At 66.3% G+C, this 26502-nt stretch carries 28 protein-coding genes; 1 reads left to right on the top strand and 27 read right to left on the bottom strand.

Annotation, left to right across the window (positions count from 1 at the left end; genetic code table 11):
- The first annotated feature begins 117 nt into the window (after window positions 1–117).
- Entirely contained in the window at window positions 118–369 is a 252-nt protein-coding gene (locus ABDV69_RS09975) for a hypothetical protein (protein WP_343573724.1), read from the top strand.
- Here ABDV69_RS09975 and ABDV69_RS09970 read toward each other — a convergent pair.
- From ABDV69_RS09970 to ABDV69_RS09840, 27 genes are all read right to left on the bottom strand, one after another.
- Entirely contained in the window at window positions 366–569 is a 204-nt protein-coding gene (locus ABDV69_RS09970; protein ID WP_343573722.1) for an enoyl-CoA hydratase-related protein, read from the bottom strand. The two genes, ABDV69_RS09975 and ABDV69_RS09970, sit on opposite strands and share 4 nt — an antisense overlap.
- Window positions 566–2179, bottom strand: a complete 1614-nt coding sequence (nuoN, locus tag ABDV69_RS09965) for an NADH-quinone oxidoreductase subunit NuoN (protein WP_343573719.1) — start codon at window positions 2177–2179, stop codon at window positions 566–568. Before nuoN ends, ABDV69_RS09970 begins: the two co-directional genes overlap by 4 nt.
- Window positions 2176–3807 carry an NADH-quinone oxidoreductase subunit M gene (locus ABDV69_RS09960; protein WP_343573716.1) on the bottom strand — a complete coding sequence of 544 codons (1632 nt, stop codon included), beginning with the start codon at window positions 3805–3807 and terminating at the stop codon, window positions 2176–2178. The genes nuoN and ABDV69_RS09960 overlap by 4 nt, the downstream gene beginning before the upstream one ends.
- A 61-nt stretch (window positions 3808–3868) precedes the next feature.
- Window positions 3869–5752 carry an NADH-quinone oxidoreductase subunit L gene (gene nuoL, locus ABDV69_RS09955; RefSeq protein WP_343573715.1) on the bottom strand — a complete coding sequence of 628 codons (1884 nt, stop codon included), beginning with the start codon at window positions 5750–5752 and terminating at the stop codon, window positions 3869–3871.
- A gap of 4 nt (window positions 5753–5756) precedes the next feature.
- Window positions 5757–6056, bottom strand: a complete 300-nt coding sequence (nuoK, locus tag ABDV69_RS09950) for an NADH-quinone oxidoreductase subunit NuoK (RefSeq protein WP_343573714.1) — start codon at window positions 6054–6056, stop codon at window positions 5757–5759.
- Window positions 6053–6862 carry an NADH-quinone oxidoreductase subunit J gene (locus ABDV69_RS09945; protein WP_343573711.1) on the bottom strand — a complete coding sequence of 270 codons (810 nt, stop codon included), beginning with the start codon at window positions 6860–6862 and terminating at the stop codon, window positions 6053–6055. Before ABDV69_RS09945 ends, nuoK begins: the two co-directional genes overlap by 4 nt.
- Window positions 6859–7461, bottom strand: a complete 603-nt coding sequence (nuoI, locus tag ABDV69_RS09940; protein WP_343573708.1) for an NADH-quinone oxidoreductase subunit NuoI — start codon at window positions 7459–7461, stop codon at window positions 6859–6861. The genes ABDV69_RS09945 and nuoI overlap by 4 nt, the downstream gene beginning before the upstream one ends.
- Window positions 7454–8701 (bottom strand): NADH-quinone oxidoreductase subunit NuoH, encoded by a 1248-nt coding sequence (gene nuoH / locus ABDV69_RS09935; protein WP_343573705.1) that lies wholly within the window; start codon window positions 8699–8701, stop codon window positions 7454–7456. The genes nuoI and nuoH overlap by 8 nt, the downstream gene beginning before the upstream one ends.
- Window positions 8698–11106, bottom strand: a complete 2409-nt coding sequence (locus ABDV69_RS09930) for an NADH-quinone oxidoreductase subunit G (RefSeq protein ID WP_343573702.1) — start codon at window positions 11104–11106, stop codon at window positions 8698–8700. Before ABDV69_RS09930 ends, nuoH begins: the two co-directional genes overlap by 4 nt.
- Window positions 11103–12428: an NADH-quinone oxidoreductase subunit NuoF gene (gene nuoF / locus ABDV69_RS09925; RefSeq protein ID WP_343573700.1), complete on the bottom strand. Its 1326-nt coding sequence runs from the start codon at window positions 12426–12428 to the stop codon at window positions 11103–11105. Before nuoF ends, ABDV69_RS09930 begins: the two co-directional genes overlap by 4 nt.
- Window positions 12428–13321, bottom strand: coding sequence for an NADH-quinone oxidoreductase subunit NuoE (nuoE, locus tag ABDV69_RS09920; RefSeq protein ID WP_343573697.1), 894 nt, complete (start codon window positions 13319–13321; stop codon window positions 12428–12430). Before nuoE ends, nuoF begins: the two co-directional genes overlap by 1 nt.
- Entirely contained in the window at window positions 13318–14631 is a 1314-nt protein-coding gene (gene nuoD, locus ABDV69_RS09915) for an NADH dehydrogenase (quinone) subunit D (RefSeq protein ID WP_343573695.1), read from the bottom strand. Before nuoD ends, nuoE begins: the two co-directional genes overlap by 4 nt.
- On the bottom strand, window positions 14631–15371 hold the full coding sequence (locus ABDV69_RS09910) for an NADH-quinone oxidoreductase subunit C (protein ID WP_343573693.1): 741 nt from the start codon (window positions 15369–15371) through the stop codon (window positions 14631–14633). The genes nuoD and ABDV69_RS09910 overlap by 1 nt, the downstream gene beginning before the upstream one ends.
- Window positions 15368–15922, bottom strand: coding sequence for an NADH-quinone oxidoreductase subunit B family protein (locus ABDV69_RS09905; RefSeq protein WP_343573690.1), 555 nt, complete (start codon window positions 15920–15922; stop codon window positions 15368–15370). The genes ABDV69_RS09910 and ABDV69_RS09905 overlap by 4 nt, the downstream gene beginning before the upstream one ends.
- 26 nt (window positions 15923–15948) lie before the next feature.
- Window positions 15949–16326, bottom strand: a complete 378-nt coding sequence (locus tag ABDV69_RS09900; protein WP_343573688.1) for an NADH-quinone oxidoreductase subunit A — start codon at window positions 16324–16326, stop codon at window positions 15949–15951.
- Window positions 16327–16610: 284 nt separating this feature from the next.
- Window positions 16611–17009, bottom strand: a complete 399-nt coding sequence (locus tag ABDV69_RS09895; RefSeq protein WP_343573685.1) for a hypothetical protein — start codon at window positions 17007–17009, stop codon at window positions 16611–16613.
- A 27-nt stretch (window positions 17010–17036) separates the two neighbouring features.
- Window positions 17037–17570: a YceI family protein gene (locus ABDV69_RS09890; protein ID WP_343573681.1), complete on the bottom strand. Its 534-nt coding sequence runs from the start codon at window positions 17568–17570 to the stop codon at window positions 17037–17039.
- A 13-nt stretch (window positions 17571–17583) separates the two neighbouring features.
- On the bottom strand, window positions 17584–17967 hold the full coding sequence (locus tag ABDV69_RS09885; RefSeq protein WP_343573679.1) for a DUF4440 domain-containing protein: 384 nt from the start codon (window positions 17965–17967) through the stop codon (window positions 17584–17586).
- An 11-nt stretch (window positions 17968–17978) separates the two neighbouring features.
- Window positions 17979–18317 carry a DUF6285 domain-containing protein gene (locus tag ABDV69_RS09880; RefSeq protein WP_343573676.1) on the bottom strand — a complete coding sequence of 113 codons (339 nt, stop codon included), beginning with the start codon at window positions 18315–18317 and terminating at the stop codon, window positions 17979–17981.
- The gene (locus ABDV69_RS09875; protein ID WP_343573675.1) at window positions 18317–19249 is read right to left on the bottom strand and encodes a catalase family peroxidase; all 933 of its coding nucleotides are present in this window, start codon (window positions 19247–19249) and stop codon (window positions 18317–18319) included. The genes ABDV69_RS09880 and ABDV69_RS09875 overlap by 1 nt, the downstream gene beginning before the upstream one ends.
- Before the next feature lie 15 nt (window positions 19250–19264).
- On the bottom strand, window positions 19265–20248 hold the full coding sequence (locus ABDV69_RS09870; RefSeq protein WP_343573672.1) for a phosphotransferase family protein: 984 nt from the start codon (window positions 20246–20248) through the stop codon (window positions 19265–19267).
- Window positions 20245–21492 (bottom strand): acyl-CoA dehydrogenase family protein, encoded by a 1248-nt coding sequence (locus tag ABDV69_RS09865; protein WP_343573670.1) that lies wholly within the window; start codon window positions 21490–21492, stop codon window positions 20245–20247. Before ABDV69_RS09865 ends, ABDV69_RS09870 begins: the two co-directional genes overlap by 4 nt.
- Window positions 21493–21505: 13 nt before the next feature.
- Window positions 21506–22126, bottom strand: a complete 621-nt coding sequence (locus ABDV69_RS09860) for a TetR/AcrR family transcriptional regulator (protein WP_343573667.1) — start codon at window positions 22124–22126, stop codon at window positions 21506–21508.
- Window positions 22116–23012 carry a hydroxymethylglutaryl-CoA lyase gene (locus tag ABDV69_RS09855; protein WP_343573664.1) on the bottom strand — a complete coding sequence of 299 codons (897 nt, stop codon included), beginning with the start codon at window positions 23010–23012 and terminating at the stop codon, window positions 22116–22118. Before ABDV69_RS09855 ends, ABDV69_RS09860 begins: the two co-directional genes overlap by 11 nt.
- Window positions 23012–24217 (bottom strand): CoA transferase, encoded by a 1206-nt coding sequence (locus ABDV69_RS09850; protein WP_343573662.1) that lies wholly within the window; start codon window positions 24215–24217, stop codon window positions 23012–23014. The genes ABDV69_RS09855 and ABDV69_RS09850 overlap by 1 nt, the downstream gene beginning before the upstream one ends.
- Window positions 24214–25410, bottom strand: coding sequence for an alpha/beta hydrolase (locus ABDV69_RS09845; RefSeq protein WP_343573660.1), 1197 nt, complete (start codon window positions 25408–25410; stop codon window positions 24214–24216). The genes ABDV69_RS09850 and ABDV69_RS09845 overlap by 4 nt, the downstream gene beginning before the upstream one ends.
- Window positions 25410–26501, bottom strand: coding sequence for a homogentisate 1,2-dioxygenase (locus ABDV69_RS09840; RefSeq protein WP_343573658.1), 1092 nt, complete (start codon window positions 26499–26501; stop codon window positions 25410–25412). The genes ABDV69_RS09845 and ABDV69_RS09840 overlap by 1 nt, the downstream gene beginning before the upstream one ends.
- Window position 26502 lies beyond the last annotated feature (1 nt).

Below are 26502 nucleotides of genomic sequence, written 5' to 3'. Positions count from 1 at the left end.
CGACGGTCACCGTTTCGCGGGCACTTTTACGTGAGGCACCGAGGGTGTTTCGCGGGCAGTTTTCGTGAGTCAAGTCGCAATCTTGACCGGTGGTCAGTTGGCGGCAACAATATGCGGATGTCTCGAGAAGAGCGGGCGCTGATTTCCGACGTGGAACGCCGCCTCGCCGAGAAATACTCGGCGCTTCCGATGGACCATGTGACCGCCGTCGTGCGCCACGTGTATGAACAGTTGCAAAGTAGCCGGGTCAGGGGCTTCATTCCGCTGCTCGTGCAGCGGCGTGCCGACGAGGAACTCGGAGAGTTGAGCGTCCTGCGCCCGGACCTGGCGGCGGTCGCGCTCGACGACTTCACCTCCGCTGCGGTCTAGTATCGCGCTGCGCGCATTCGCCTTCCGGCAGCGCCGGTGAGCACCACTGCCCGCACCGATGGGTCGTCGTCGGTCGCCCGCAGCGCGGCGTAGAGCGTCCCGATCAGGTTCGGGCTCAACGCATTTCGTGCGGCGGGCCGGTTCATGGTGAGCACCCGGATCGCGCCGGTGTCCTTGCTGAGAACCAGCGTCGACGTCATGAGAGGAACTGCGCGGCCTGCCGGGCGAGATCGAGCAGTGGCTGCGGGAAGATGCCCAAACCGATGGTGATTGCCGCGCAGACCGCGATCGCTGCCTTGCTCCAGAAACTGGGCATCACCACGTGCACCGGTTCGGCGGGCGACTCGGTGAAGAACATCAGCACGATCACCCGTACGTAGAAGTACGCGGCGACCGCGCTACCGACGACACCGACGATGACCAACGGCACCGCCCCGCCCTCGGCCGCCGCCGAGAACACTGCGAACTTGCTGATGAAGCCGCTGGTCAACGGGATACCGGCGAATGCCAGCAGGAACATCGAAAAGAGCAGGCCGACAACGGGATAACGCTGGCCGAGTCCGGCCCAGTGGGCGGTGGTTGCGTCCTCTTCGCCGTGCGGGTTGCGAATCAGGCTGACCACCGCGAACGCGCCCACCGTGCTGAAGCTGTAGGCGACGAGATAGAACATCGTGGCCGCCAGACCCGCCGGATTGTCGGCGATCACGCCGGTGAGCAGGAAGCCCACGTGCGCGATCGAGGAGTATGCCAGCATCCGCTTCACGTCGGTTTGCGTCACCGCGGTGACCGTGCCGACCGCGATGGTCAGAATCGCGATGGCCCACAGCACGGGCCGCCACTGGTCGTGCAAGGGCGGCAGCGCAACGTAGACCACGCGCAACAGCGCGCCGAAGGCCGCGACTTTGGTTGCGGCGGCCATGAACCCAGTGATCGGGGTCGGTGCGCCCTGATAGACGTCGGGAATCCACGAGTGGAACGGAACCGCGCCCACCTTGAACAGCAGACCGACCGACAGCAGTGCGACGCCGATCAACGCCATCGAATGGCCGTGGTGCGCTGCCAACGCCTTCGCGATACCGGGCAGCGAAAGGGTGTCGGTGGCGCCGTACAGCAGCGCCACGCCGTACAGGAAGAACGCCGACGAAAATGCGCCCAGCAGAAAGTATTTGACCGCTGCTTCCTGGGACATCAGGCGACGGTGCCGGGCCAGCCCGCAGAGCAGGTAGAGCGGCAGCGACAACACCTCGAGCGCCACGAACATGGTCAGGAGGTCGTTCGCGGCCGGGAACACCAGCATGCCGCCGACTGCCAGCATCGTCAGCGGGAAGATCTCGGTCTGGCTGGCGCCGGCCCGCTGCGCCTCGTGCTCGGCCGCACTGTCCGGGACCGCAGACGCCTGGGGCGTAAAGAAATCCAACCCGGCGGGCACGTGAGCGGTGGCCGTCGCAGCGCCCGGTCCGGCGGCCGCGTTGTCGCCCTTTTGGCGCTCGGCGAAGAAGAACACGGCGAGCATCGCGACCAGCAAGATTGCGCCCTGCAACAGCAGGGTCGGGCCGTCGATCGCCAGCGCGTGCAACACCGCGTAGCGGCCCGGGGGATCGAGTTGGCGGGCAACGACGATGACCGCGGCGATCGCAGCGATCAGGCCACCGAGCGCCAGCAGCACCTGGGCGCCGTAGCGGGCGCGCCGGGGCAGGAATGCCTCGACCAGAACACCGACCACCGCGACACCGAAGACGATGAAAACCGGTGAGAGTAATCCGTATTCGACGCTGGGCGTCGGCACCGAGGCAGCGAGCAGAGACGTCATCGGTGCGGTCCTTCCGCCATTCCGGGCACATGCGCCGTGCCCGGTCGCACGATCGGTGCGGGGTCATGGGCGCCGATGGTCGCCATGGTGTTCCCCACCGCAGGGTTGATGATGTCGAGCACCGGCTTGGGGTAGATCCCCAGGATCAGCAGCAGTGCGATCAGCGGTGCGACGACCAGGATTTCGCGCGGCATCAGGTCGCGGATCCGTTCGTTGCCCTTCGTCACGGGGCCGGTCATCACCCGCTGGTAAAGCCACAGGATGTAGATCGAGGAGAGCACCAACGCGATCACGCCGACCGCCGCCGCCAGCCAGTAGCGGTTGTATGCGCCCAGCAGCACCAGGAACTCGCTGACGAACGGCGCCAGTCCGGGAAGCGACACCGTGGCCAGGCCCGCGACCAGAAAGCTGCCGGCCAGCACCGGGGCCACCTTCTGGATTCCGCCGTAAGCGGCGATCGAGCGAGTGCCGCGGCGCGAGATCAGGAATCCGGCGATCAGGAACAACGCGGCGGTGGAGATACCGTGGTTGAGCATGTACAGCGTCGACCCGCTCTGACCCTGGGTCGTCATCACGAAGATGCCCAGGATGATGAAGCCGAAGTGTGAGATCGACGTGTAGGCGATCAGTCGCATGATATCGGTCTGGCCGATCGCCACGATGGCGCCGTAAATGACACCGATCACCGCAAGGGAGACGATCGCGGGCCGAAAATACGTTGACGCGTCAGGGAACAACTGCAGGCAGTACCGCAACATGCCGAACGTGCCGACCTTGTCCATCACCGCGGTGATCAGCACCGCGGTCGCAGGCGTCGACTCCACCGCGGCGTCCGGCAGCCAGCGGTGGAATGGCCACAACGGCGCCTTGATGGCGAACGCGAACATGAATCCCAGGAACAGCGCCTTCATCACGCCCGACGAGGCGCCCAAGGTGCCCGACGTGACGGCAGCGACGATATGACGGAAATCGAAAGTGCCCGAACCATTTTCGGCGGTCACCACGTACAAGCCGATCACCGCGGCCAGCATGATCAGACCGCCGAACAGGTTGTACAACAAGAACTTCACCGCGGCGCGCGACCGGTGGGCGCCGCCGCCGAATCCACCGATGAGGAAGTACATCGGGATGAGCATCGCCTCGAAGAACACGTAGAACAGCAGTACGTCCAGCGAGATCATCGAGATGAGCACCATCGACTCGATGGTCAGCGTCAGCGCCACATAGGCCTGCGTGCCGCGGGATCGCTCGCTACCTGACGATCGCCAGCGCGGCAGAGCCGAGCGCAGCGGGTCGTCAGAATCGCCACTGTCGTTCCAACCGGCCACCAGCAGGAACGGCACCAGGATCGTGGTCAACAACACCAGCACCAGCGCGATGCCGTCGACCCCGATGGTGTAGCCGGCACCGAATGCCGGTATCCACGTGTGGGATTCGGTGAACTGGTACGTCGGGCCGCCGACCCGGAAGGCGACCGCGAGCGCGATCGACACCGCCAGCACCGCAACCGATACGGCCACGCCGAGCCACTTGGCGAACTGACGTCCGCCCGGCGGCACCAGAATGATCACGACGGCACCGACCAACGGCAGCAGCCACAGGATGGAGAGCCAAGGGGCGTTATTCACGAGCGCCGCTCCTGTTCAGTGGCGCCGCTCATGCGGTGCGGTTTCAGGTCGAAAGCGCGGATCACCACAGTTGCACCGCCAGGATCGCGGCGCCGACGAGCGCAGCTCCGGCCAACATCGACAATGCGTAGTTGCGGGCGAATCCGGTCTGCAAGCCCCGCAGCCAATCCGACGTCCGTCCCACCAGATTGGCCAGTCCGTTGACCGAGCCGTCGACACCCTGGTCGTCGAATTCCACCAGCGCGTGGGTGAGTTGTGCACCCGGTCGCATGAACACTTCCTCGTTGAAGGCGTCGCCGTAGAGATCCCTGCGGGCGGCAACGGTCAGCACCGACATGTCGGCGGGTGCCGTCTCGGGCACGGAACGGCCGAGGTAACGCCAGAGCGCCACCAGGAACCCGACGGCGACGACACCGACGGCCACCGCGCTGGTCACCCACGTCGGCGCGACCTGCGGGCTTTCCTCGAAGGTGGTCACCGGTTCCAGCCAGTGCTGCAGGGTGCCGCCTACGGCCAGCAGACCACCGGCGAACACCGACCCGAACGCGAGCAGGATCATCGGCCAGATCATCGTCGGGGGCGGCTCGTGCGGATGTGCGTCGGCGGCCCAACGCTTTTTGCCGAAGAACGTCATCAGCATCACCCGGGTCATGTAGAACGCGGTGATCCCGGCGCCCAGCAGGGCAGCTCCACCCAGTGTCCAGCCCGCGGCTCCGCCGGCTCCCAGCGCCGCTTCGATGATCGCGTCTTTGGAGAAGTAGCCCGAGAACGGCGGCACACCGATGATGGCCAGGTAGCCAAACCCGAACGTCGCGAAGGTGATCGGCAGCACGCCACGCAGCCCGCCGTAGTGGCGCATGTCCTGCTCGTCATTCATGGCATGGATGACCGAGCCGGAGCCGAGGAACAGGCCGGCTTTGAAGAAGCCGTGGGTGAGCAGATGCAGGATCGCGAACGCGTAGCCGGCCGGTCCCAGGCCTGCGGCCAGCACCATGTAGCCGATCTGACTCATCGTGGACGCCGCCAGCGCGCGCTTGATGTCGTCCTTGGCGCAGCCGATGATCGCCCCGAACAGCAGCGTGACCGTGCCGACGATGATGACGCCGAGCCGCGCGTCCGGAGACAGGCTGTACAGCGGGTTGGATCGCACGATCAGATAGACACCGGCGGTCACCATGGTCGCAGCGTGGATCAGTGCGGACACCGGCGTCGGGCCCTCCATCGCGTCACCGAGCCAGGCCTGCAGTGGAACCTGCGCGGATTTGGCGCAGGCACCCGCCAGCAGCAACAACCCGATCGCGGTGAGCGCGCTGCGGCTGGCACCCGCGGCCTGGCCGAACACTTGCGCGTAGGACAGCGTGCCGAAGTTGGCGAAGATCGCGAAGATCGCCAGCGCCAGGCCGGCGTCGCCGACCCGGTTCATCACGAAGGCCTTCTTGGCCGCGGTGGCCGCGGTCGGCTTGTGGTACCAGAACCCGATCAGCAGGTAGGAGGCCAGGCCTACGCCCTCCCAGCCGGCGTAGAGGACGAGGTAGTTGTCGGCCACCACCAGCAGCAGCATCGCCGCGAGGAACAGGTTGAGGTAGGCGAAAAAGCGCCGGCGATCAGGATCTTCGGCCATGTAGCCGACCGAATAGATGTGGATCAGCGATCCGACTCCGGTGATCAGCAGCACGAAGCAGATCGACAGCTGGTCGATCTGCAGGCCCACGTCGACGTGCAGACTGCCGACCGGGATCCAGCTGAACAGGTGTTGGCTGATCGTCCGGGCGTCGCCGCGCCGGCCGAGCTGCTCGGCCAGCAGCGTCAGGCCGATGCCGAACGCGCCCAGCGCGGTCGCGCAGCCGAGCAGGTGTCCCCACTTGTCGGTCCGCCTGCCGCCGAGCAGCAATATTGCGGCGCCGGCCGCGGGCAACGCGACGAGCAGCCAGGTCAGATGTGTCATCCCCTCAGCCTTTGAGCAGGTTGGCGTCGTCGACCGAAGCCGATTTGCGGGCACGGAAAATCGTCATGATGATGGCCAGTCCGACCACCACTTCGCAGGCGGCGACGACCATCGTGAAGAACGCCACCATCTGGCCGTCGAGGTGACCGTGCAGCCGGGCGAAGGTGACGAACGAGAGGTTCACCGCGTTCAGCATCAATTCGACGCACATAAACATGACGATCGCGTTGCGCCGCAACAGCACACCGACGGCACCGATGGTGAACAGCAGCGCGGACAGATATAGGTAGTTCTGCGGATTCACGACGCACCCCCCCCTGCATTGATGGAGCCGGAACCGTTGGAACCGTGGACAACTGGCATGTCCTTCTCCTTGACCGGCCGCAGTTCCAGGACTGCGGGCACCGACAACCGGGAGGGGGAGCCGTCGGGCAGTCGCGCGGGAGTGTCGACGGCGTTGTGCCGCGCGAAGACGCCCGGGCCGGGTAGCGGGGTGGGGTGACCACCGGGTTGAAACCGCTCGATGGACATCTGGCGCTGGGTCTTGCGTGGCTCGAAGCGTTCGCGGTGAGCCAGGATCATCGCCCCGATCGCCGCGGTGATCAGCAGCGCGCTGGTCAACTCGAATGCCCAGAGGTATTGGGAGAAGATCAGCGCCGCCAGCCCCTGGACATTGCCTTCGGGAGCAATATCTGTCGAGAGACCGTTTCTCCCGAAACGGCTGGTAGTGACGGTGCCGATTCCGGCGATCAGCACGACGCCCAAGCCCAGCCCGGCCACCACGGCGGCAACTCGTTGTCCACGAAGGGTTTCCACCAGCGATTCCGCGGAGTCGACGCCGATCAGCATCAGCACGAACAGGAACAGCATCATCACCGCGCCGGTGTAGACCACGATCTGGACCACGCCGAGGAACAAGGCGTCCTGGATCATGTAGAACACCGCCAACACGATCATCGTCAGCGCCAGCGACATCGCGCTGTAGACCGCGTTGGCGGCCATCACCACCCCCAGCGCCCCGATCAGCGCCAAGGCGCCAAGGATCCAGAACGTCACCGCTTCGCCGGTAGACGTGCGGGCGATGGTGTCAGCGGCTAGATCCGTGATCACTTGGAGACGTCCGAAATCGGTAGCTTGCGCAGACCATTGGCGGTGACGTGGCCACGGTAGTAATCGGCGTCGGTGGCACCTTCGGCTCTGGGATGCGGCGCCGGGGTCATGCCCTCGAGCAACGGCGCCAGCAGGTTCTGCTTCTCGTAGATCAGGTCGGCCCGGTTGTCGTCGGCCATCTCGTAATGGTTGGTCATGGTCAGCGCGCGGGTCGGGCAGGCCTCGACGCACAGCCCGCATCCAATGCAGCGCAGGTAGTTGATCTGATAGACGCGGCCATAGCGTTCACCCGGTGAGAACCGGGCCTCGTCGGTGTTGTCGGCGCCCTCGACATAGATCGCGTCGGCGGGACACGACCACGCGCACAACTCGCAGCCGATGCACTTCTCCAAGCCGTCGGCATAGCGGTTGAGCTGATGGCGGCCGTGATACCGCGGCTTCACCGGGCCGGGGTTCTCCGGATAGCTCTCGGTGATCGGACGCTTGAACATCGCACCGAACGTGACGCCGAATCCGGCCAGGGAACTGAGGAACCTGGGTCGACGACGATGCGGGCCGGAATCGGCCCGAGGAGTGATCGGCCGATCAGACTTAGCCATTGGCTGCCTCCTTGGTCGCCGGTGCCAGCGGCTTACCGGGCATCGCCGGCGTAGGGAACGCCGGTTCGAAGTGCACGGCTTCGGCCGACTCGTTGCGGCGTCGCTTCTTGCGGAGCTGTCTGTTGCTGAACGGTCGTTGCAGCAGATACAGCAACACGACCGTGACGACCAGGCTGGCGCCGACCAGCAGCGTCGTCCAGTGCGCGTAACCCTGGTCGCGCAGCGTGCGGATGCCGGCGGCGATCAGCGCCCAGACCAGCGACACCGGGATGAGGATCTTCCACCCGAGCGCCATGAACTGGTCGTAGCGCAGCCGTGGCAGGACGCCGCGCAACCAGATATAGAGGAACAGGAACATCCACACCTTGGCGGTGAACCACAGCACCGGCCACCAGCCGCTGTTGGCACCGGCCCACATGTTCAGCGGCCACGGCGCGTGCCAGCCGCCCATGAACAGCGTCGCGGCCAGCGCCGACACCGTGGTCATGTTGATGTACTCGGCGAGGAAGAACATCGCGAAGCTCAGCGACGAGTACTCGGTGTGGAATCCGGCGACCAGTTCGCCTTCGGCCTCGGGCAGGTCGAACGGCGCCCGGTTGGTCTCGCCGACCATGGACACCAGGTAGGTGCAGAACGACGGCAGCAGCAGGAAGACATACCAGACCCGGTTCTGCGCCGTCACGATCTGCGACGTGGACATCGTTCCGGCGTAGAGGAATACCGTGGCGAACGACAGGCCCATCGCGACCTCGTAGGAGATCACCTGCGCGGTCGATCGCACCCCACCCAGCAGCGGGTAGGTCGAGCCCGAGGACCATCCGGCCAGCACGATCCCGTACACCCCGATCGACGACAACGCCAGGATGAACAGCACCGCCACCGGCAGGTCGGTCACCTGCAGCGGGGTCCAGTGGCCGAACACCGAGACCTGCGGCCCGAACGGGATGAACGCAAACGCGGTGATCGCCGGGATCGTCGAAATGGCCGGCGCGAGAAGGAAGATCGGCTTCTCGACGCCGAACGGGATGAGCGGCTCCTTGAGCGCCAGCTTGATGCCGTCGGCCAGGCTTTGCAGGTAGCCGCGCGGGCCGACCCGGTTGGGGCCCCAACGCATCTGCATCCGGCCCAGGATCTTGCGCTCGGCGAGGATCGCGACCAGCACCGTCAACACCAGGAACACGAAGACCAGAAGCGCTTTAGCCAGGATCAGCCACCAGGTGTCGTGTCCGAAGCCGGTCACTTACTCACCCCAATCTTCACCACGGCACCGGGCGTGACGCCCAGTTGCCGGTGCACCGCCGAGCCCGGCGAGTTCAGCGGCAGCCACGCCACGTGGTCGGGCATCTCGGTGATCGTCAACGGCAGGGTGATCGAGGCGCGCGCGGTGCTGATGCTGACGTGGTCTCCGTCAGCGGCGCCCAGCCCACCGGCCGTCGCTGCGGACAACCGCAGCACGGGTGCGCGGGCGGTGCCGGCCAGATGTGGCTCACCGTTCTGCAGTTGCCCGTCGTCGAGCAGCATCCGCCAGCCCGCCAAGATCGCTTCTCCAGCGCCGGTTTTGGGGGCGGCGGCCGCGGCGACGGTCGGCGACGCCGCGGGGACGCCGTCCCAGCTGCCCAACCGGTTCAACTCGGCCAGACCGGCGGCAACAGTGGGGAATCCAAGGTCGATGCCCAACTCGTCGGCCAGCATGTCGAGCACGCGGCAGTCCGGCGTGGCGGCCGGCGGCAGCGCACCTGAGAAGCTGCGCTGGCGGCCCTCCCAGTTCATGTAGGTCCCGGCCTTCTCCGCGGCCGGCGCGATCGGGAAGACCACGTCGGCGCGCTCGGTGACGGCACTGTGCCGCAGTTCCAGGCTCACCACGAAGCCGGCGGCGTCCAGGGCGGCCAGCACCGCGTCAGGGTCGGCGAAGTCGCCTGGGTCGATGCCGCCGACCAACAGTGCGCCGAGGCTGCCGTCTTTGGCGGCGGCCAGGATGGCATCGGCGTCACGGCCTGCGGCCGAAGGCAATTCGGCGACATTCCAACTCGCGGCGACTTGCGACCGTGCGGTCTCGTCGCTCAGCGGCCGGCCGCCGGGCAGCAGACCCGGTAGCGCGCCGGCCTCGATCGCCCCGCGTTCACCGGCGCGTCGCGGGACCCACGCCAGTCGCGCCCCGGTTTTGTCGGCGAGCCGGGCCGCGGCAGACAAGCCACCGGGCGCGCTCGCGAGCCGTTCGCCGACCAGGATGATCGCGCCGGGCGTGGAAAGGAGAGTGCGCAACTCCGCGCCTTCGCCGCCGGCCAATCCGTCCAACGCGGCGGCCTCGCCGCCGGGCGCAGTCTCGATCAGCGTGCCGTGCATCTTCTGTAAACCGTTGCTGGCGAACGGCGCAACCGAGTGCACCGGCAGCCCGTGCTTGCGGGCGGCCTTACGCAGCCGCAGGTACACGATCGGCGACTCTTCTTCGGGTTCGAAGCCGACCAGCAGCACCGCCGGCGCCGACTCCAGGTCGGAGTAGCTGGTCGTGATATTGCGCCCCGCAACTCGCGCCGCCAGGAACTGCGTCTCCTCCTCGGAGTGCGGACGGGCGCGGAAGTCGATGTCATTGGTGCCCAAAACGATTCGCGCGAACTTGGAGTAGGCGTAGGCGTCTTCGACGGTAAGCCTGCCACCCGGCAGCACGCCGGTGCCACCGGCTGCGGTGCTGAGCCCTTCGAGTGCCGCGGCGACCGCGTGCGGCCACGAGGCGGGCTCCAGGGCGCCGTCGGCGCCGCGGACCAGGGGCGTGGTGATCCGGTCACCCTGGGTGGCGTAGGTGAACGCCCAGCGACCCTTGTCGCAGTTCCACTCTTCGTTGACCTCGGGCTCGTCGCCGGCCAGCCGGCGCAGCACCTTGCCCCGGCGGTGGTCGGTGCGCTGCGCGCAACCCGACGCGCAGTGCTCGCACACGCTGGGGCTGGAGACCAGGTCGAACGGGCGGGCGCGGAAGCGGTAGGCGGTGCCGGTCAGTGCGCCGACCGGACAGATCTGCACGGTGTTGCCAGAGAAGTACGACTCGAACGGCTCGCCTGTGTAGATGCCGACCTGCTGCAGCGCGCCGCGCTCCAGCATCTCGATGAACGGGTCGCCGGCGATCTGCTCGGAGAACCGCGTGCAGCGCGCACATAGGATGCAGCGCTCCCGGTCCAGCAGCACCTGCGAGGAGATGTTGATCGGCTTGGCGAACGTTCGCTTGACGTCTTCGAACCGAGAGTCCGGGCGCCCGTTGGACATTGCCTGGTTCTGCAGCGGGCATTCACCGCCCTTGTCGCACATCGGGCAGTCCAGCGGGTGGTTGATCAGTAGCAGCTCCATCACCCCGTGCTGCGCCTTGTCGGCCGCCTCGGAGCTGTACTGCGTGCGCACCACCATGTCGTCGGTAACGGGAATCGTGCAGGACGCCATCGGTTTCCGCTGACCCTCGATCTCGACCAGGCACTGGCGGCACGCGCCGACCGGGTCGAGAAGCGGGTGATCGCAGAACCGGGGGATCTGCACACCGATCAGCTCGGCGGCCCGAATTACCAGGGTGCCCTTGGGAACACTGACCTCGGTGCCGTCGATGGTGAGTGTCACGAGCTCGGGCTCGGTGACCTTCGCTCCGGTGTCGGCCGTTTGTGTCACGCTTTCACTCCGTCTGCATCGAGCATGGACAGCTTGTGGTCGAACGGACAGCCGCCGCCCTCGATGTGCGCGAGATATTCGTCGCGGAAGAAATTGAGCGACGACGCGACCGGGCTAGCCGCGCCATCTCCCAAGGCGCAGAACGACTTTCCGAGGATTGCGTCAGCGATGTCGGTCAGCTTGTCCAGGTCTTCGGCGGTACCGTGACCCGTTTCCAGGCGGTGGTAGATCTGACTCAGCCAGAAGGTGCCCTCGCGGCACGGTGTGCACTTGCCGCAGGACTCGTGTTTGTAGAAGTCGATCCAGCGGCCGACCGCACGCACCACGCAAGTGGTCTCGTCGAAGATCTCCAACGCCTTGGTGCCCAGCATCGACCCGGCCGAGCCGACTCCTTCGTAATCCAGTGGCACGTCGAGATGTTCGTCGGTGAGCAGTGGTGTCGACGATCCGCCGGGCGTCCAGAACTTCAGCTGGTGTCCAGCCCGCACGCCGCCGGCGTAGTCGAGCAGTTCGCGCAGCGTGATGCCCAGTGGCGCCTCGTACTGGCCGGGCAAGGTGACATGCCCCGACAGCGAATACAGCGTGTAGCCAGGCGATTTCTCGCTGCCCATGGAGCGGAACCAGTCGACACCGTTGAGCACGATCGACGGGACGCTGGCGATGGTCTCGACATTGTTGATCACCGTCGGGCAGCCATAGAGGCCGGCGACTGCCGGGAACGGCGGACGCAGACGCGGTTGTCCGCGGCGGCCTTCCAGCGAGTCCAGCAGCGCGGTCTCCTCGCCGCAGATGTATGCACCTGCTCCGGCGTGCACCACCAGTTCCAGGTGGTAGCCCGAGCCGCCGATATCCTCGCCCAGGTAGCCGTTGGCGTAGGCTTCGGCGACGGCGTTCTGCAGGCGTCGCAGCACCGGCAGGACTTCACCGCGCACGTAGATGAAGGCGTGGCTGGCCCGGATCGCGTAGGAGGCGATGATCACGCCCTCGACCAGGACGTGCGGAGTGGCCAGCATCAGCGGAATGTCTTTGCACGTGCCGGGTTCCGACTCGTCGGCGTTGACCACCAAGTAGTGCGGCTTGGCGGCCGCGGCGCCGTCGCCCTGCGGGATGAACGACCACTTGGTGCCGGTCGAGAAACCGGCGCCGCCGCGACCGCGCAGACCCGAGTCCTTGACGGCCGAGATCACCGCGCCGGGGCCCATTTTCAGGGCCTTGTCGAGGGCCTGATAACCGTCGTTGCGGCGATAGGTCTCCAGCGTCCACGACTGCGGGTCGTCCCAGAAGCGGCTCAGCACCGGAGCCAACGGCGTCGGTGACCCCATTACTTGCCCTCCCCGGCAGGCGGCCGAGATTCAGCGCCACTCCTCGGCATCGCTTCGCTCTGCGTCGTCGTCGGCCGAGATTCAGCGCCACTCCTCGGCATCGCTTCGCTCTGCGTCGTCGTCGGCGCGGTCATGTTGCGTTCCTTGGCCACGCGCAGTCCGGCCAGCGTCGCCGCACCGGCACCGCCCTGACCTTCGTCCGGCCGTGGGTCGGGGAAACCGGCCAGAATCCGCTCGGTCTCCTTGAATGTGCACAGCTGACCGCGGGTGGGGGCCGGCGGTTTTCCGGAACGCAGACCGTCGACGAGTTCGCGTGCCGATGCGACGGTCTGGTTGTCGTAGAACTCCCAGTTGACCATCACCACCGGTGCGAAGTCGCACGCGGCGTTGCACTCGATGTGCTCCAGGGTGACCGACCCGTCGTCGGTGGTCTCGCCGTTGCCGACGCCCAAGTGGTCTTTGAGCGAGTCGAAAATCGCGTCGCCGCCCATTACCGCGCAGAGCGTGTTGGTACACACCCCGACCAGGTATTCGCCGGTCGGTCCGCGACGGTACATGGTGTAAAAGCTTGCGACAGCTGCGACTTCGGCCCCGGTCAGGCTGAGCTGTGCACCGCAGAACTCCACACCGGCCGGTGTCACGTAACCGTCCTGCGCCTGCACCAGGTGCAGCAACGGCAGCAGCGCCGACCGCGGGTTCGGGTAGCGGCCGATGATCTCCTTGGCGTCGACCTCCAACCCGGCCTGGACGTCGGCCGGGTACGAGTGCGGTGCGCCCTCGGTGACGAACTGGCCGGGCTCCTCCGGGGGCGGGCCGAGTCGGAGGAACACCCGCTCGCCGTTGCCGTTGCCGGACTCGCTATTGCTAGTGCTGGAATGGGGTGCTGCGGTCATCGGTCCACCCCGCCCATCACCGGGTCGATACTGGCCACCGCGGTGATGACGTCGGCGACCATGCCGCCCTCGCACATCGCGGCGACGGCTTGAAGATTGGTAAACGACGGGTCGCGGTAGTGCACCCGGTAGGGGCGGGTGCCGCCGTCGCTGACCATGTGCACACCCAACTCGCCGCGCGGCGATTCGACGGCGACGTAGACCTGCCCGGCCGGAACGCGGATGCCTTCGGTGACCAGCTTGAAGTGGTGGATCAGCGCTTCCATCGAGCCGCTCATGATCTTCTCGATGTGCTCTGGCGAGTTGCCCAGTCCGTCCGGGCCGACGGTCAAGTCGGCAGGCCAGGCGATCTTGCGGTTCTCCACCATGGTCGGGCCCGGCTGGAGCTTGTCCAGGCACTGCTCGACGATCTTCACCGACTCCGACATCTCGTTGACGCGAATGATGTAGCGGCCGTAGGAGTCACAGCCGTCGTCGGTCATCACATCGAACTCGTAGTTCTGGTAGCCGCAGTAGGGCTCGGCCTTGCGCAAGTCGTGCGGCAACCCGGTGGACCGCAGGCATGGCCCGGTCACGCCGAGAGCCATGCAGCCGGTGAGGTCGAGGTAGCCGACGTCTTTGGTGCGGGCCTTCCAGATGGCGCTCTCGTTGAGCAGGTCGCCCATCTCACGAATGGCGGCCTTCAATTCCTTGAGGGCTTTTGCGATTTCGGTCTTGGCGTCGGACGGGAGGTCCTGCGACACTCCTCCGGGCCGGATGTAGGCGCTGTTCATCCGCAGGCCGGTGATGTATTCGAACAGGGTGAGGATGATCTCGCGACCCTTGAAGCCGGTGAACATCGGCGTCATCGCGCCCAACTCCATGCCGCCGGTGGCCAGAGCGACCAGGTGCGAGGAGATCCGGTTGAGTTCCATCATCATCACCCGGATGACGTTGACCCGCTCCGGGATTTCTTCGGTGATGCCGAGCAGCTTCTCCACACCCAGGCAAAAGGCCGTTTCGTTGAAAAACGGTGCAAGGTAATCCATTCGGGTCACGAATGTCACGCCCTGCGTCCAGTACCGGTATTCGAGGTTCTTCTCGATTCCGGTGTGCAGGTAGCCGATTCCGCAGCGGGCGTCGGTGACGGTCTCGCCCTCGATCTCCAGGATCAGGCGCAGCACGCCGTGGGTGGACGGGTGCTGCGGCCCCATGTTGACGACGATCCGCTCGCCGGGCTCACCCTTGCGGGCGGCCTCGACGATCTGGTTCCAGTCCTGGCCGGTGACGGCGATCAAAGTGTCCGCGCCGTCGGCGGTGGTGTCGCTCATCAGTTGTAGGACCTCCGCTGGTCGGGCGGTGGGATCTTGGCGCCCTTGTATTCGACCGGGACGCCGCCGAGTGGGTAGTCCTTGCGCTGCGGGTGTCCCTGCCAGTCGTCGGGCATCTCGATGCGGGTCAACGACGGGTGTCCGTCGAAGAGGATCCCGAAGAAGTCGTAAGTCTCGCGCTCGTGCCAGTCGTTGGTCGGGTAGATCCCGAACAACGATGGGATGTGTGGATCATCATCTGGCGCGGCCACTTCCAGGCGAACCCGACGGTTGTGGGTGATCGAGTTCAGCGGGTACACCGCGTGCAACTCGCGGCCGGTATCGTCCGGGTAGTGCACGCCGCTGACGCCCAGGCACAGTTCGAACCGCAGCGCCGGGTCGTCGCGCAGCCGGCGGGCGACCTGGGGTAGCAGCTCGCGGCGCACGTGCAGCGTCAGCTCGTCGAGGTAGACCACGACTTTCTCGACGGCGTCGGCGAATTCGAGGTTGTCGGCAGTCTTTAACGCCTCGGCCAGCCGGTCGACGACCTCGTCGAAGTAGCTGCCGTAGGGGCGCGGGCTGCTCGCGTCGATCGTGACCTGGCGAACCAGTCGCCCGTAGCCCGAGGTGTCACCGCTGCCGCGGACACCGAACATGCCGCGGCGCACGCCGATCTGCTCGGCGTCGCCAGCGTCGGTGCCGACCGGGTTGCCGCCGACCGCACTGGCCGCCCGGGTGGGGTCGGGTTTCGGTGAGTTCATCGCAGCAGCCCGAGATGCTCGATCGTCGGCCGGACGGCGAGCGCGGCCTGCTCGGCTTCGGCGATGGCCTGTTCGCGGTTGACGCCGAGCGGCATCTCTTGAATCTTGTCGTGCAGCTTGAGGATTGCGTACAGCAGCATCTCCGGCCGCGGTGGGCACCCGGGCAGGTAGATGTCAACTGGCACAACGTGGTCGACACCCTGGACGATCGCGTAGTTGTTGAACATGCCGCCGGAGGACGCGCAGACGCCCATGGCCAGAACCCATTTGGGCTCGGCCATCTGGTCGTAGATCTGACGCAGCACCGGTGCCATCTTCTGGCTGACGCGGCCTGCCACGATCATCAGGTCGGCCTGACGTGGCGTTGCCGAAAACCGCTCCATGCCAAAGCGTGCGATGTCGAATCGCGGGCCGGCAGTGGCCATCATCTCGATCGCGCAGCAGGCCAGTCCAAATGTGGCCGGCCACAGCGAGCTCTTGCGAAAGTAGCCCGCCAGTTGTTCCACGGTGGTCAGCAAGAAGCCGCTGGGGAGTTTTTCCTCTATGCCCACGCCTTACCTCAATCCCATCTCAGCCCTCAATCCCACGTCAAACCGCCGCGGCGCCACACGTATGCGTAGGCCACGAAGACGGTGAGCATGAACACCACCATCTCGATCAGCGCGAACAGCCCCAATTGGTCGTAACTGACCGCCCAGGGGTATAGGAACACGATCTCGATGTCGAAGACGATGAACAGCATGGCCGTCAGGTAGTACTTCACCGGGAACCGCTGGCCGCTGCCTGCGTGCGGCGCGTTGGCCGGCTGGTCGCTGGGCTCGATCCCGCATTCGTACGCTTCCAGCTTGGCGCGGTTGAAGCGCTTCGGGCCGGTGATCTGGGCGACCCCGACCGAGCCGAGCGCGAAGGCTGCGGCGATCCCTCCGAGTACGAGAATGGGTAGGTAAAGATTCATCCCGCGACGACGCTTCCTCACTCTGGTCTATGGGCTGGACTGTGAGCGCAAGCACAGCCTAGCGACCGCGTGCGGTCCCGCGCTCAGCAGGTTAGATGTGACCTCAACCACAGATTGACGGGCGGTAAACCCCATCCGACGGCCGATTCGGGGCCGCTACCGCAGGAATCGCGAATGGCAAAGTGCACGAGAGCAATCGGCTTGTTCACGATCCAGATCTGCCGACGTGATTCGGCGCTGCCCGGCGAGAAGGCCGGGCACAAGTTCGAAGGCCGGTTGGACAGCTACTGAACCGGGGTACGGAGCAACTCCAGGACGGTCCGGCTGAGCCGGATCGGATCGATCGGGTGGGGAACCGCGCCCTCCGCGCGTGACCAGCTGGCCAGCCAGGCGTCGTCCTGGCGCCCGGTCAGCACCACGATCGGGGGGCCCTGGTCGATTTCGTCCTTGAGCTGTTTGGCTAGGCCCATGCCGCCTTCCGGCGTCGCCTCGCCGTCCAGGATGGCCAGATCGATGCCGCCCGCGTCCACCTGCTGGACCACGACCGGTCCGGTTGCAACCTCGACGTAGGTCAGCTCGGGCAGGTCTGGATGCACCCGTTTGCCCAACGCCGTGATGACGGCCTGTCGGGTGTTGGCGTTGTCGCTGTACACGAGGACCCGCAAGGGGCTGGTGGCAGACACGGTCCAGATCGTAGCGCCCGGCGAGATTTACTGCGGCGTCCGCACAAAGTACACGTCGGCCGAGACCGTTGCCGTTTTGCCGACCATGCCGAGTCGGTTCCAGCCGATGTCGAACTGATCACGGTCGATCTCGGTTTTCGCCGTCACTCGCACACCGCCGCCGTCGAGCCCGCTGACCTGCACTGGCAGCGGAACGGGCGCGGTGACGCCTTTGATGCTGAAGATGGCCCGGAGGTTGGCGGCATCGCCGGCGCCGGGCTCGATGCCGGTGATCTCTACGCTGATCTCCGGATAGCGGTCGGCGTCGAAGAAATCGGCCGACCGCAGATGCTTGTCGCGCTTGCCGATGCCGGTGCGCAGTGACGCCACCTGGATGTCGAGACGGCCGAAGATGGCTCCCCTGCCGGTGATTTGGCCGTCGGCGTTGACGTCGGTGAACCGCCCCTTGACGTTGAGCAGACCCCAGAAGTTCTTGATACCGAAGCCGACGGTGGAACGGTCACGATCCAGGATCCACACCCCGGCGGTGTCAGGATCGTTCAGCAGTGTGTCGACGTTCATAGCTTGCTGCTCCTTAGCTCATAATCGGGGCGAGATCGGCCGGGTCGAAGTACTCGTCGATACGGCAGATCAGGTTGTCGGCATCCACCTTGGTCACGATGCAGACCCGCAGCGCGATCGATCCGCCTCCCGTGCCGGCGGCATGCAGGATGTGCTGCTGGACGAAGCCTTCGGGGAACAGTTGGCGGTCCAGAACCTCGTAGCTGCGTTCGGCGGTGACGCGGATGAACCACCGCAACACTTTCATCGCGCGGACTTTGTCGTCGTCGCGCTCCGCTCCGGCCCGCCACACCACGATGTCGTCCGCGAAGAGTTTCTCGAGGCGGGGCTCGTCGCCGCGCTCGATGGCCGCAAACAGGTCATCGGCCAATTCGACGACGGCGTCGGCAGCGGGCATCGTGTCTCTTTCTACTCGTGCTCATAGCCTGGGTGGGCGGTCGCCAGCCGGCGACCGACCAGGGCCCGCAACGCGACCTGCACGGGCTCGTCGGCGCCGTCCACGTCGCCGGCCCGGATGGCGGCCGCCAGCCCGGCTTCGGCGCGATAACCGACGCGAGCCAGCGCGTCGCTCACGCTGTCCCCGGGATCGGCGAGCAATTCCCGTTCCACCATGCGCAGTGCGTTGGCCGCGACCCGGGAATGGAAGTTGACCTGACCCGAGGTCGACTCCCGCACATCGGTCTCGAGAAATTCGGCCACCGCGGCTATCAGCTCGGCCGCGGTGGGGCGACCGTACGCGGACGTCATCAGGTCGCCGGCGCTTCCGGACCGCGCCCGACGCCGGTGCGCAGCTGCACCGACGCGGAGTAGGCGAGCGTACGGAACCGCAGCACCGGATCATCCGAGGGTTCGATGCCCTCGGTGACCCGCATCGGGTCGAAGACCACGATGTCACCGCCATGTTCGCGTTCGGTATCGACGCCGGTGATGGCAAGGGCGCCGACGGTGACGGTCTGGTCGCTGTGCCAGGGCTTGGATGGGTCGACGGTCGAGTCGCCGGGCTCGCCGATCTGGACCTGGTAGTCGAACCGCACCGGTTGGGACGCAAGGCGTTCGTCGAGTTCGTGGATCAAGAAGTCGGCGTCCTTGCCTTTCGCGACGTCTAGCGGCAGGAACTCCTCGCCCGCTGCCGGCTGTAGGTGGTAGCGCACGAATCGCGCGCTGCCGTCGGCGGCGACCCAGCGGAACGCGTGCAAGCCGTGGTAGGCGACGGTGGCATAGCTGGCCGGCACTCTGTTCGTTTCGCGGACCACCGGCAGAGCCTTGACAAAGCGCGGGTGGGTGGCGATGTATCCGATGAGCCGCAGCGGCGCGGTGGGTCCGGGACGCATCGCCCGCAGCAGCGCGACGAACCCGTCGGGCGTGCTGGCCGGAAACAGCGTCGCTGTCTGCGCGGAGACGTCGGTCGTCGACCCGTCCGGCAGCGTGAACTTGACCGCCATCCCCCGCACCCCCGGAGCATTGTCTGGTTGCGCCGGATTACCTGAGCCGCTGGAAAACCGGATCAGCGCGGGCACAGCCGAACCGTCGAAGTGTGCGGCGCGGGAGAGTTGGGCGGCCTCCGGGGTGGCGGTGAAGGTGCCGCGGTACAGCTTGCCCTTGGCGTGCAACGCCCGTTGGCCGGGTTGTGCCCCACCTGTTTCGCGGATTGCGTCGATTGCCTCGTCGGGAGTGGCCACAGCGAAATCCTAGAGTTAACAAGTGTCCGGCGCGGCACGGTTGGACAAGCCGAGCAATGTGAGCAGATCCCACTCGGTCTCGCAGACCCGGCGACCGATGGCCGCCAGCTCCACCGAGCGGGTCTGGCCGCTCAAGTGCCGCTCGGCTTGGTAGCGGCAGATGACGCCCCAGCGCAGCGTGGCCAGCACCAACCACCAGTGAAACACCACCCGGTCGACCGTGGCCCCGCCGGCTTTTTCGTAACAGTGCAGAAAATCCTCGATGCTGCCCAGGCCACCGGCGGCGAGACTGGACGGCGCCCCGAATCGCCAGGCCCGGATGCAGAACCAGGCCAGGTCTTCGTAGACCTCACCGACGTGCACCAGCTCCCAATCCAGCACGGCCGCCAAGCCGGATCCGTCGACGATGAGGTTTCCCATCCGAAAGTCGCCGTGCACCAGCCGTGGCGGCGACGGCGGCGGCCGGTTGCCGGCCAGCCAGCGAAAAGCCCACTCGAAGGTGGCGGTGGTGTCGGCCATGGCGTCGAGGCGTCCACGCCATTCGGCGAGCTGATCCCCGGTGGAAAGCCTCGGGTCAGTGGCGTCCGCTCGATGGATGGCGGTCAGCGCCTGCGCGCACTGGCCCAGCAACCGCGACCGGCCCGTCGCGTCGAGCTGACGCTGGATGCGACGAACGATGGTCTCGCCTTTGATCTCGTCGCAGATCAAAAACGGAATACCCAGTGCGGCAGGCGAATCGTCGGCGACCAAAATGTGCGGGACCGGCGCGCCGGCGGCCGCGGCCGCGGCCTGCGCGTGAGCTTCGAGCTCCATACCGGCGTGCATGTCGTCCGGCGGGCCGATACGCAGGATCAGCGACCGCCGTACGTGGGGCGTGACGGCATCGAAGGCCCACGTGGTGCGGCTGGCGCCACCGGTCAACGCCCGCAGCTTGTCGATCGCCACGTCCTCGCCCAGTAGCGGGCTCAGCACCGCGGGCAAGCTGTCGGGCAGGCTCACTGGTGACCGAACTTGAACAGCCGCTGGGCCACCCGGCGGATCTGGATCTCTTCGGCGCCCTCGGTGATCCGGTAACGGCGGTGGTGGCGGTAGATGTGCTCGAACGGCTCGTGGCGGCTGTAGCCCAGTCCGCCGAAGATCTGCATCGCGCGGTCGGCGGCGTCGCATACCAGCCGGTTGGCCCGATAGTTGGCCATCGACACTTTGTCCGACACTTCCATGTGGTGGTCGCGGTCGAGGTGCCAGGCCGCGTATTGCACCAGCAGGCGCACCATCTGGGCTTCGGTCTGCAGTTCGGCGAGTGGCCACTGCACGGCCTGGTTGGCCGATAGCGGCTTGCCGAAAACCTTTCTTGTGCCGGCATATTCGGCAGCCCGGTCGATACAGTACTGGGCTGCGCCCAGACTGCTGGCGGCTTGCCGAATACGGTTCTCGTGCAGGAAGGTCTGCGCCACTTCCAGACCACGATCGACCTCGCCCAGCACCGCGTCCGTGGGCACCCGCACGTCGGTCAACTCGACCTCGCCGTGATCGGTGGGCATATTGAACGTCCACCAGTAGTACGGAACTGCGAAGCCAGGAGTGTCGGTGGGCACCAGGAACGCGGTGATGCCCTGCGCCTGACCAGGTTCGCCGGAGGTCCGGGCGAAGATCAGGTCGTGCGTGGCGCGGTGCACGCCGGTATTGAACCGCTTGGAGCCGTTGATGATCCACGCCTCCTCTGCTGAGCCGTCCTGTACAGCGTGGGTTTCCAGCCAGGTCGCGTCGGAGCCGTGCAGCGGCTCGGTGAGCCCGAAGGCCATCGAGCGTTCACCGGTGATCAGTGCCTCGCTCCACGCGGCGCGCTGTTCGTCGGTGCCGAAGCGTTCCATCATGATCACTTGCGGGAAGTTCCCGACGATCGAGGACTCGTTCTGCAGGTCGTTGTGCAGGCCAAGGCCTCTGTGCGCCAGATGTTCCCGAATGACGGCCATGTCGATGTTGGACCCGTCCTGACCTCCGAGCGCCTCGGGCAGGCTGTAGCGCAGCCAGCCCGCGTTGTCGGCGCGACGGCGCATCTCGGACAGCAGATCCTCCCACTCCCGGGTGGGGATGCCGTCGTTGTCCCAGTCGGTGCGGGCATGTTCCCGACGTTGGTCGAAGTACTGCATGTTCTCGGCCTGCAGCGGGGCGATCTCGCGCTCGATGAATGCGTCCATGTCGGCGAGCAGCCCAGGAAGGTGTTCGGGCAACGTGAAATCCACAGTGATTTCTCCTTTAGGTGCCGTACAGGGTTTTCTTCCATACCGTAGCGAGGGTGGCGATCGCGTCCTCATCGCCGATCGCCATGCCAAGTTTTTTGGGGGCGAGCGGTCCTACGAACACGGTGGTGAAGTTCTCGAACAGCAGGGCGATGGCCGCGGCGATGTGTTCGGGGTTGAGCTCGCAGGCATAGCCCTGTTGCTGCGCGCGTCGCACCGAGGCCGCGACGATGTCCATGCCGAACCGCCGGAACTCGTTCTGCACGGTGGCGAATCGTTGCTGGGTGGTGGCCAGTTGCGCGACCGCGATCATGATGCCGATGTTCTGCTTGAACATGTTCCAGTAGCCGGTGACCACGGACGTGAAGAACGCGTCGTCGTGGGGGGAGTCCGGCAAGTGCAGGCTCAGCCCGGACGGCGTCAGCACCTCGCGGAGAAATGACTCGGCCAGCGCCGCGAGCAGATCTTCTTTGTCATCGAAGTACCGGTAAAACACTGCCCCGGATTTGTCCGCGGCAGAGGTGATGTCGGCCAGCGTGGTGCCGTGAAAGCCGCGCTCGGCGAACAACTTGCGGGCGGCCTGCTCGATGGCCGCCCGGGTCTGGCGACCTTTCGCGGTCAGGACCTCAGCCGGCATGTTTCCGGTCACCGGCCCGCAGCAGGGCGCTGGGTAAGTCATGGCCGACAACCGATTTCGCGACCCCGGCCGCGGCGATCGCGGCCGGCAAGTCGATGTCGACCTCGACGCCGCTATCGCGCAGCAGATACACCAGGTCCTCGGTGGCGATGTTGCCGGTGGCGCCCGGTGCGAACGGGCAACCGCCCAGCCCGCCGGCGGAGGCGTCCAGGCGGGTGACACCCGACTCGACCGCGGCGTAGGCGCAGGCCAGCCCGGCGCCGCGGGTGTTGTGGAAGTGCCCGCCCAGTGGGAGCTCGCCGATCACCGGACGTAGTTGCGTGATCAGCGACCGCACCCGTCCCGGCGTGGTGGTGCCGATGGTGTCGGCGATGCTGAACCGGTCGGCGCCGCGGTCCCGTGCGGCGGCGGCGATGTCGAGCACCCGCTGCGGCCTGGTGGGGCCGTCGAAGGGGCAGTCCCATGCAACGGCGACGATAACTTCGACACTGACGCCGCTGTCGTGGGCGATGGCGACGATCTCGCTGATCTGTTCTTCTGCTTGCGCGCTGCTGCGCCCCACGTTGGCCTGGCTGAAGGCATCGCTGGCCGCGACCACGTACTCGATCGAGCGTAAACCGGCGGCGACGGCCCGCTTGGCGCCGTTCGGGCTGGCGACCAGCGCGGAGAAGTCGATGTCGGGGTAGTGACGCAGTTCGGCGGCCAGCTCGGCGGCATCGGCCATCGACGGCACCTTAGATGGGGACACGAACGCGGTGGCCTCGACTTCGCGGACCCCGGTGGCGGCCACGGCGGCCAGCAGTTCGAGCTTGGCGGACAACGGGATCGGATTCTCGATCTGCAGACCGTCGCGCAGCGACACCTCCCGGATGTCGACGTGCACCATCAGATCACCCCCTCGGTACGCAGTTGCTCGATCTCGCCGGCGCTTTTGCCGAGCAGCCCACCGTAGACATCGTCGTTGTGCCGGCCCGGCCGCGGCGAGCCGGCATTGCGCACGCTGCCCGGTGATTCCGACAACAGCGGCGTGATCCCCGGCCCCAGCACCGGCCGGCCGAGCCGCTCGTCGTGGTGCTCGACAAGCATGCCGCGCGCTCGCAGCTGTGGGTCGTTCACCACGTCGGCGACGGTGTTGATCGGGCCCGAGATGACGCCTGCGGCGCTGAGGGTTTCGATGATGTCGCCGGGTTCACGCTCGGCGGCCCAGGCGCCGATGATGTCGTCGAGCTCGTCCTGATTGCGGCCGCGGGCAATGTGATTGGCGAACCGCTCGTCGGTAGCCAACTCGGCCCGCCCCATTGCGCTGCATAGCCGGGCGAACACGGTGTCCTGATTGGCGGCGATCACCACCCACGACCCGTCGGCGCTTTGGTAGATGTTCGACGGTGCAATCCCGTCCAGGCGGGTGCCGGACGGGCCGCGCACCACCCCGCCGACGTCGTAATCCGGAATCGTGGATTCCTGTACTGCCAAGCATGATTCGTTGAGAGCTACATCGACGACCTGACCGAGCCCGGTGACGCCACGGCGATACAGCGCGGCCAGCGCCCCCTGGGCGCCGAACATCCCGGCCAGGCTGTCGCCGAGGGAGAGCGCCAGCCGCGGCGGCGGTCCGCCCGGGAACCCGTTGAGGTGCCGCAACCCGCTGGACGCCTCGGCGACAGAGGCGTATCCGGCTTTGTGCGCGTCGGGCCCGGTCTGCCCGTAACCCGACACCCGAACCAGGATTATCCCCGAATTCCGTTGGCTGAGAACGTCGTAGCCAAGATCCCACTTCTCCAGGGTGCCCGGCCGGAAGTTCTCCACAATGATGTCGGATTTGCCGACGAGATCGAGGAACAGCTCGCGACCGCGCGGTTGGCGCAGGTCGAGTGTGATGGCTCGCTTGTTGCGGGCGTGCACTGTCCAGAACACGTGATGTCCGTCGACTTCGGCTTGGCCCCAGGTGCGCAACGGGTCCGGTGCGCCGGGCGGTTCGACCTTGATGACGTCGGCGCCCATGTCGCCGAGCAGCCGTCCGGCGAAGGGGCCGGCGATCAGGGTGCCCAACTCCAGCACCCGGATGCCGTCCAACGCACCCGTCGGCGTCACTGCGCCCCCGTGAAGCCATGGCGCTCAAGCCAATCGGTGACAACGGTGACGGCCTCACGCAGCTGGGCGCGCTGATCGGGGCCGGCGTAATAGTGGGTGGCGCCGTGGATCTCGTGCATCTCCTTGTCCGGATAACCGATCGCCTCGAACAGGCGTCGGGTGTGCTCGGGAGTGCAGGCATCGTCGGCCAGGTTGCCGATCACCAGCGCCGGCACCGCGATGTCACGCCCGCAGGCGATCCCGTCTGCGTGCGCGTCGTCGTAACTCCACTGCGACAACCAGCTGCGCAGCGTGGAAAAGCGTGCCAGACCGACCGGGCTCATGTTCACCACTCGAGGATCGCCCAGATAACACGTTCCCGGAACTCGTTCGTTGGGGTCGACGGCGGGATCGAGCCAGCGCGGGTCGGCCATCGTGCCATGCACGACGAAACCGAACTCGGCTACGTCGCTGTCGGGGCGCCCGCTTGATTTCAACTCGGCGAGTTTGTCTTTGACCCAGGCGGTGATTCGGCGGTTGCGGTCGATCTGGGCCTGCCGGTAGCGGGCCAGGAACTCTTCGCTGTACGGCGGCTGGTTGGGGTTGTTCGGATCGTACAGATCCAGTTCCGGGTCGCGCTTGGTCGGATCCGATTCGTCGAGGATCGACCCGTCCAGCCATTCGGTGAGCGTGCCGTGCCGGCTGATGTGCGCGGCCAACAGCATGATGCCGTCGGCGGCCGGTAGGTCGAGTTTGGTGAGGTCGGGCCCGTCGCCGGACGGGCTGGCTGTGACGGTCGCATGCTGGGCCTGCTGTTGGTAGAACACCGACAGCGAACCGCCACCGCTCCAGCCGGCGAGCACCACCTTGCCATAGCCGAGACGCTCCTTGGCGTCCTTGATGGCGGCGCCGAGATCTTCGACCACCTTCTCCATCAGCAGCCCCGAGTCGGTACCGCGGAATCGGCTGTTGCAGTAGATGACGTGGTGGCCGGCGCGGGCCAGCGCGCCCGTCATCGGCAGGTAGGCGCCGCCGCCAATTGGGTGCATGAACATCAGCACGGTGTCTGACGGCTTGTCCTTGGGCTTGAGCAGATAGCTTTCCAGCACCACGATTTCGGAGAGGCCGCCGTAGACGTCGCGGACCCCGGAATCGTTCCGGAACGCAACCAGATAGGGGATCCGTTGGTAGTCGTGCTGCACTGCCGTCGTCATCAATGCTGTCCTAGATCGTTGGCCAGCACTTCGGCTGACGGAGTGAGTCGCCGACGGGTGTCGACCGCGATGACCTGCCAGTCGACGCGGGAGTGCTCGTCGAATGTGCGGCGGGCCCGTTCGCGCGCCTTCTCCGGCGCGCCGTGGTGAACGCCTTGCGGCGCATGGGAAATCAGGCCGGGTGGCATCGGGATGCCGTACAGCGAGCCGCCGTGGAAGAATGCGATCTCGTCGTAGTCGACATTGCGGTGGTACCACGGTGTGCGCTCGGTGCCCGGCACACCTTCGGCGGGCTTGGGTAGGAAGTTCATCACGTAGACCCCGGTGGCCTGCATGAACAGGTGCACGGTCGGGGGGAGGTGGACACTGTCGGAGGTCACCACGTTGTAGTCGGCGATGTTGAAGGTGAAGGCGAAGTTGTCGCCGCGCCACCCTTCGACGTCGAGCGGATTATGCCGGTAGACAAGCGTTGTCGGGCCACCGTCGTGGACCAGCCGGACACGGTACTCGTCGCGGCCGTCGTCATCGATCGGCTCCGGCTCGGGGATGACGGCTTGTGAGGGGTCGAACGGGAAGTGACGGCCCAGCGAACCCGGTGGGGGAACGCGGAACTCATCGGTCGCCTCGATCATCAGTAACGTCGTCGCGGCATCGGGCACCTGACGCCAGGTGCACGCCTTGGGCAGATACACCCAGTCGCCGGCGCGGTAGCGCAGCGGCCCGAACTCGGTCTGCAGCAGACCTTCCCCTTGATGCACGAAGCACAGCAGGTCACCGTCGACGTGCCGGGCGAAGAATGGCATCGGCTGGTCGCGGCGCGACAGTGAGATCCGGCAGTCAGCGTTGGTGAACATCGACAGCGGCCCACCGTCGGCATCGGTCGCATCGCTGGGCTTGAGTTCGCTGGACAGCACGTCGATGGGGCGCAGCGGCCCCTCGGACCGATAGGCGGTGGGGTCGTGGCGGCGGTAGAGGTTCGCGGTGCGGCCGGTGAAGCCGCCACGGCCCAGTTCGTCGTCCTTCAGCCCGTCGAGGTCGGCGTGCAGACGACGCGGCGTCTTGCCTTTGCGCAGGTGAATGAAGGATTCCACA

It is taken from the genome of Mycobacterium sp., from assembly GCF_039583785.1.
Taxonomy (GTDB): Bacteria; Actinomycetota; Actinomycetes; order Mycobacteriales; family Mycobacteriaceae; genus Mycobacterium.
Note: the sequence above shows the minus strand (reverse complement) of the source record. Positions and strands in the feature narration are given on the sequence as shown.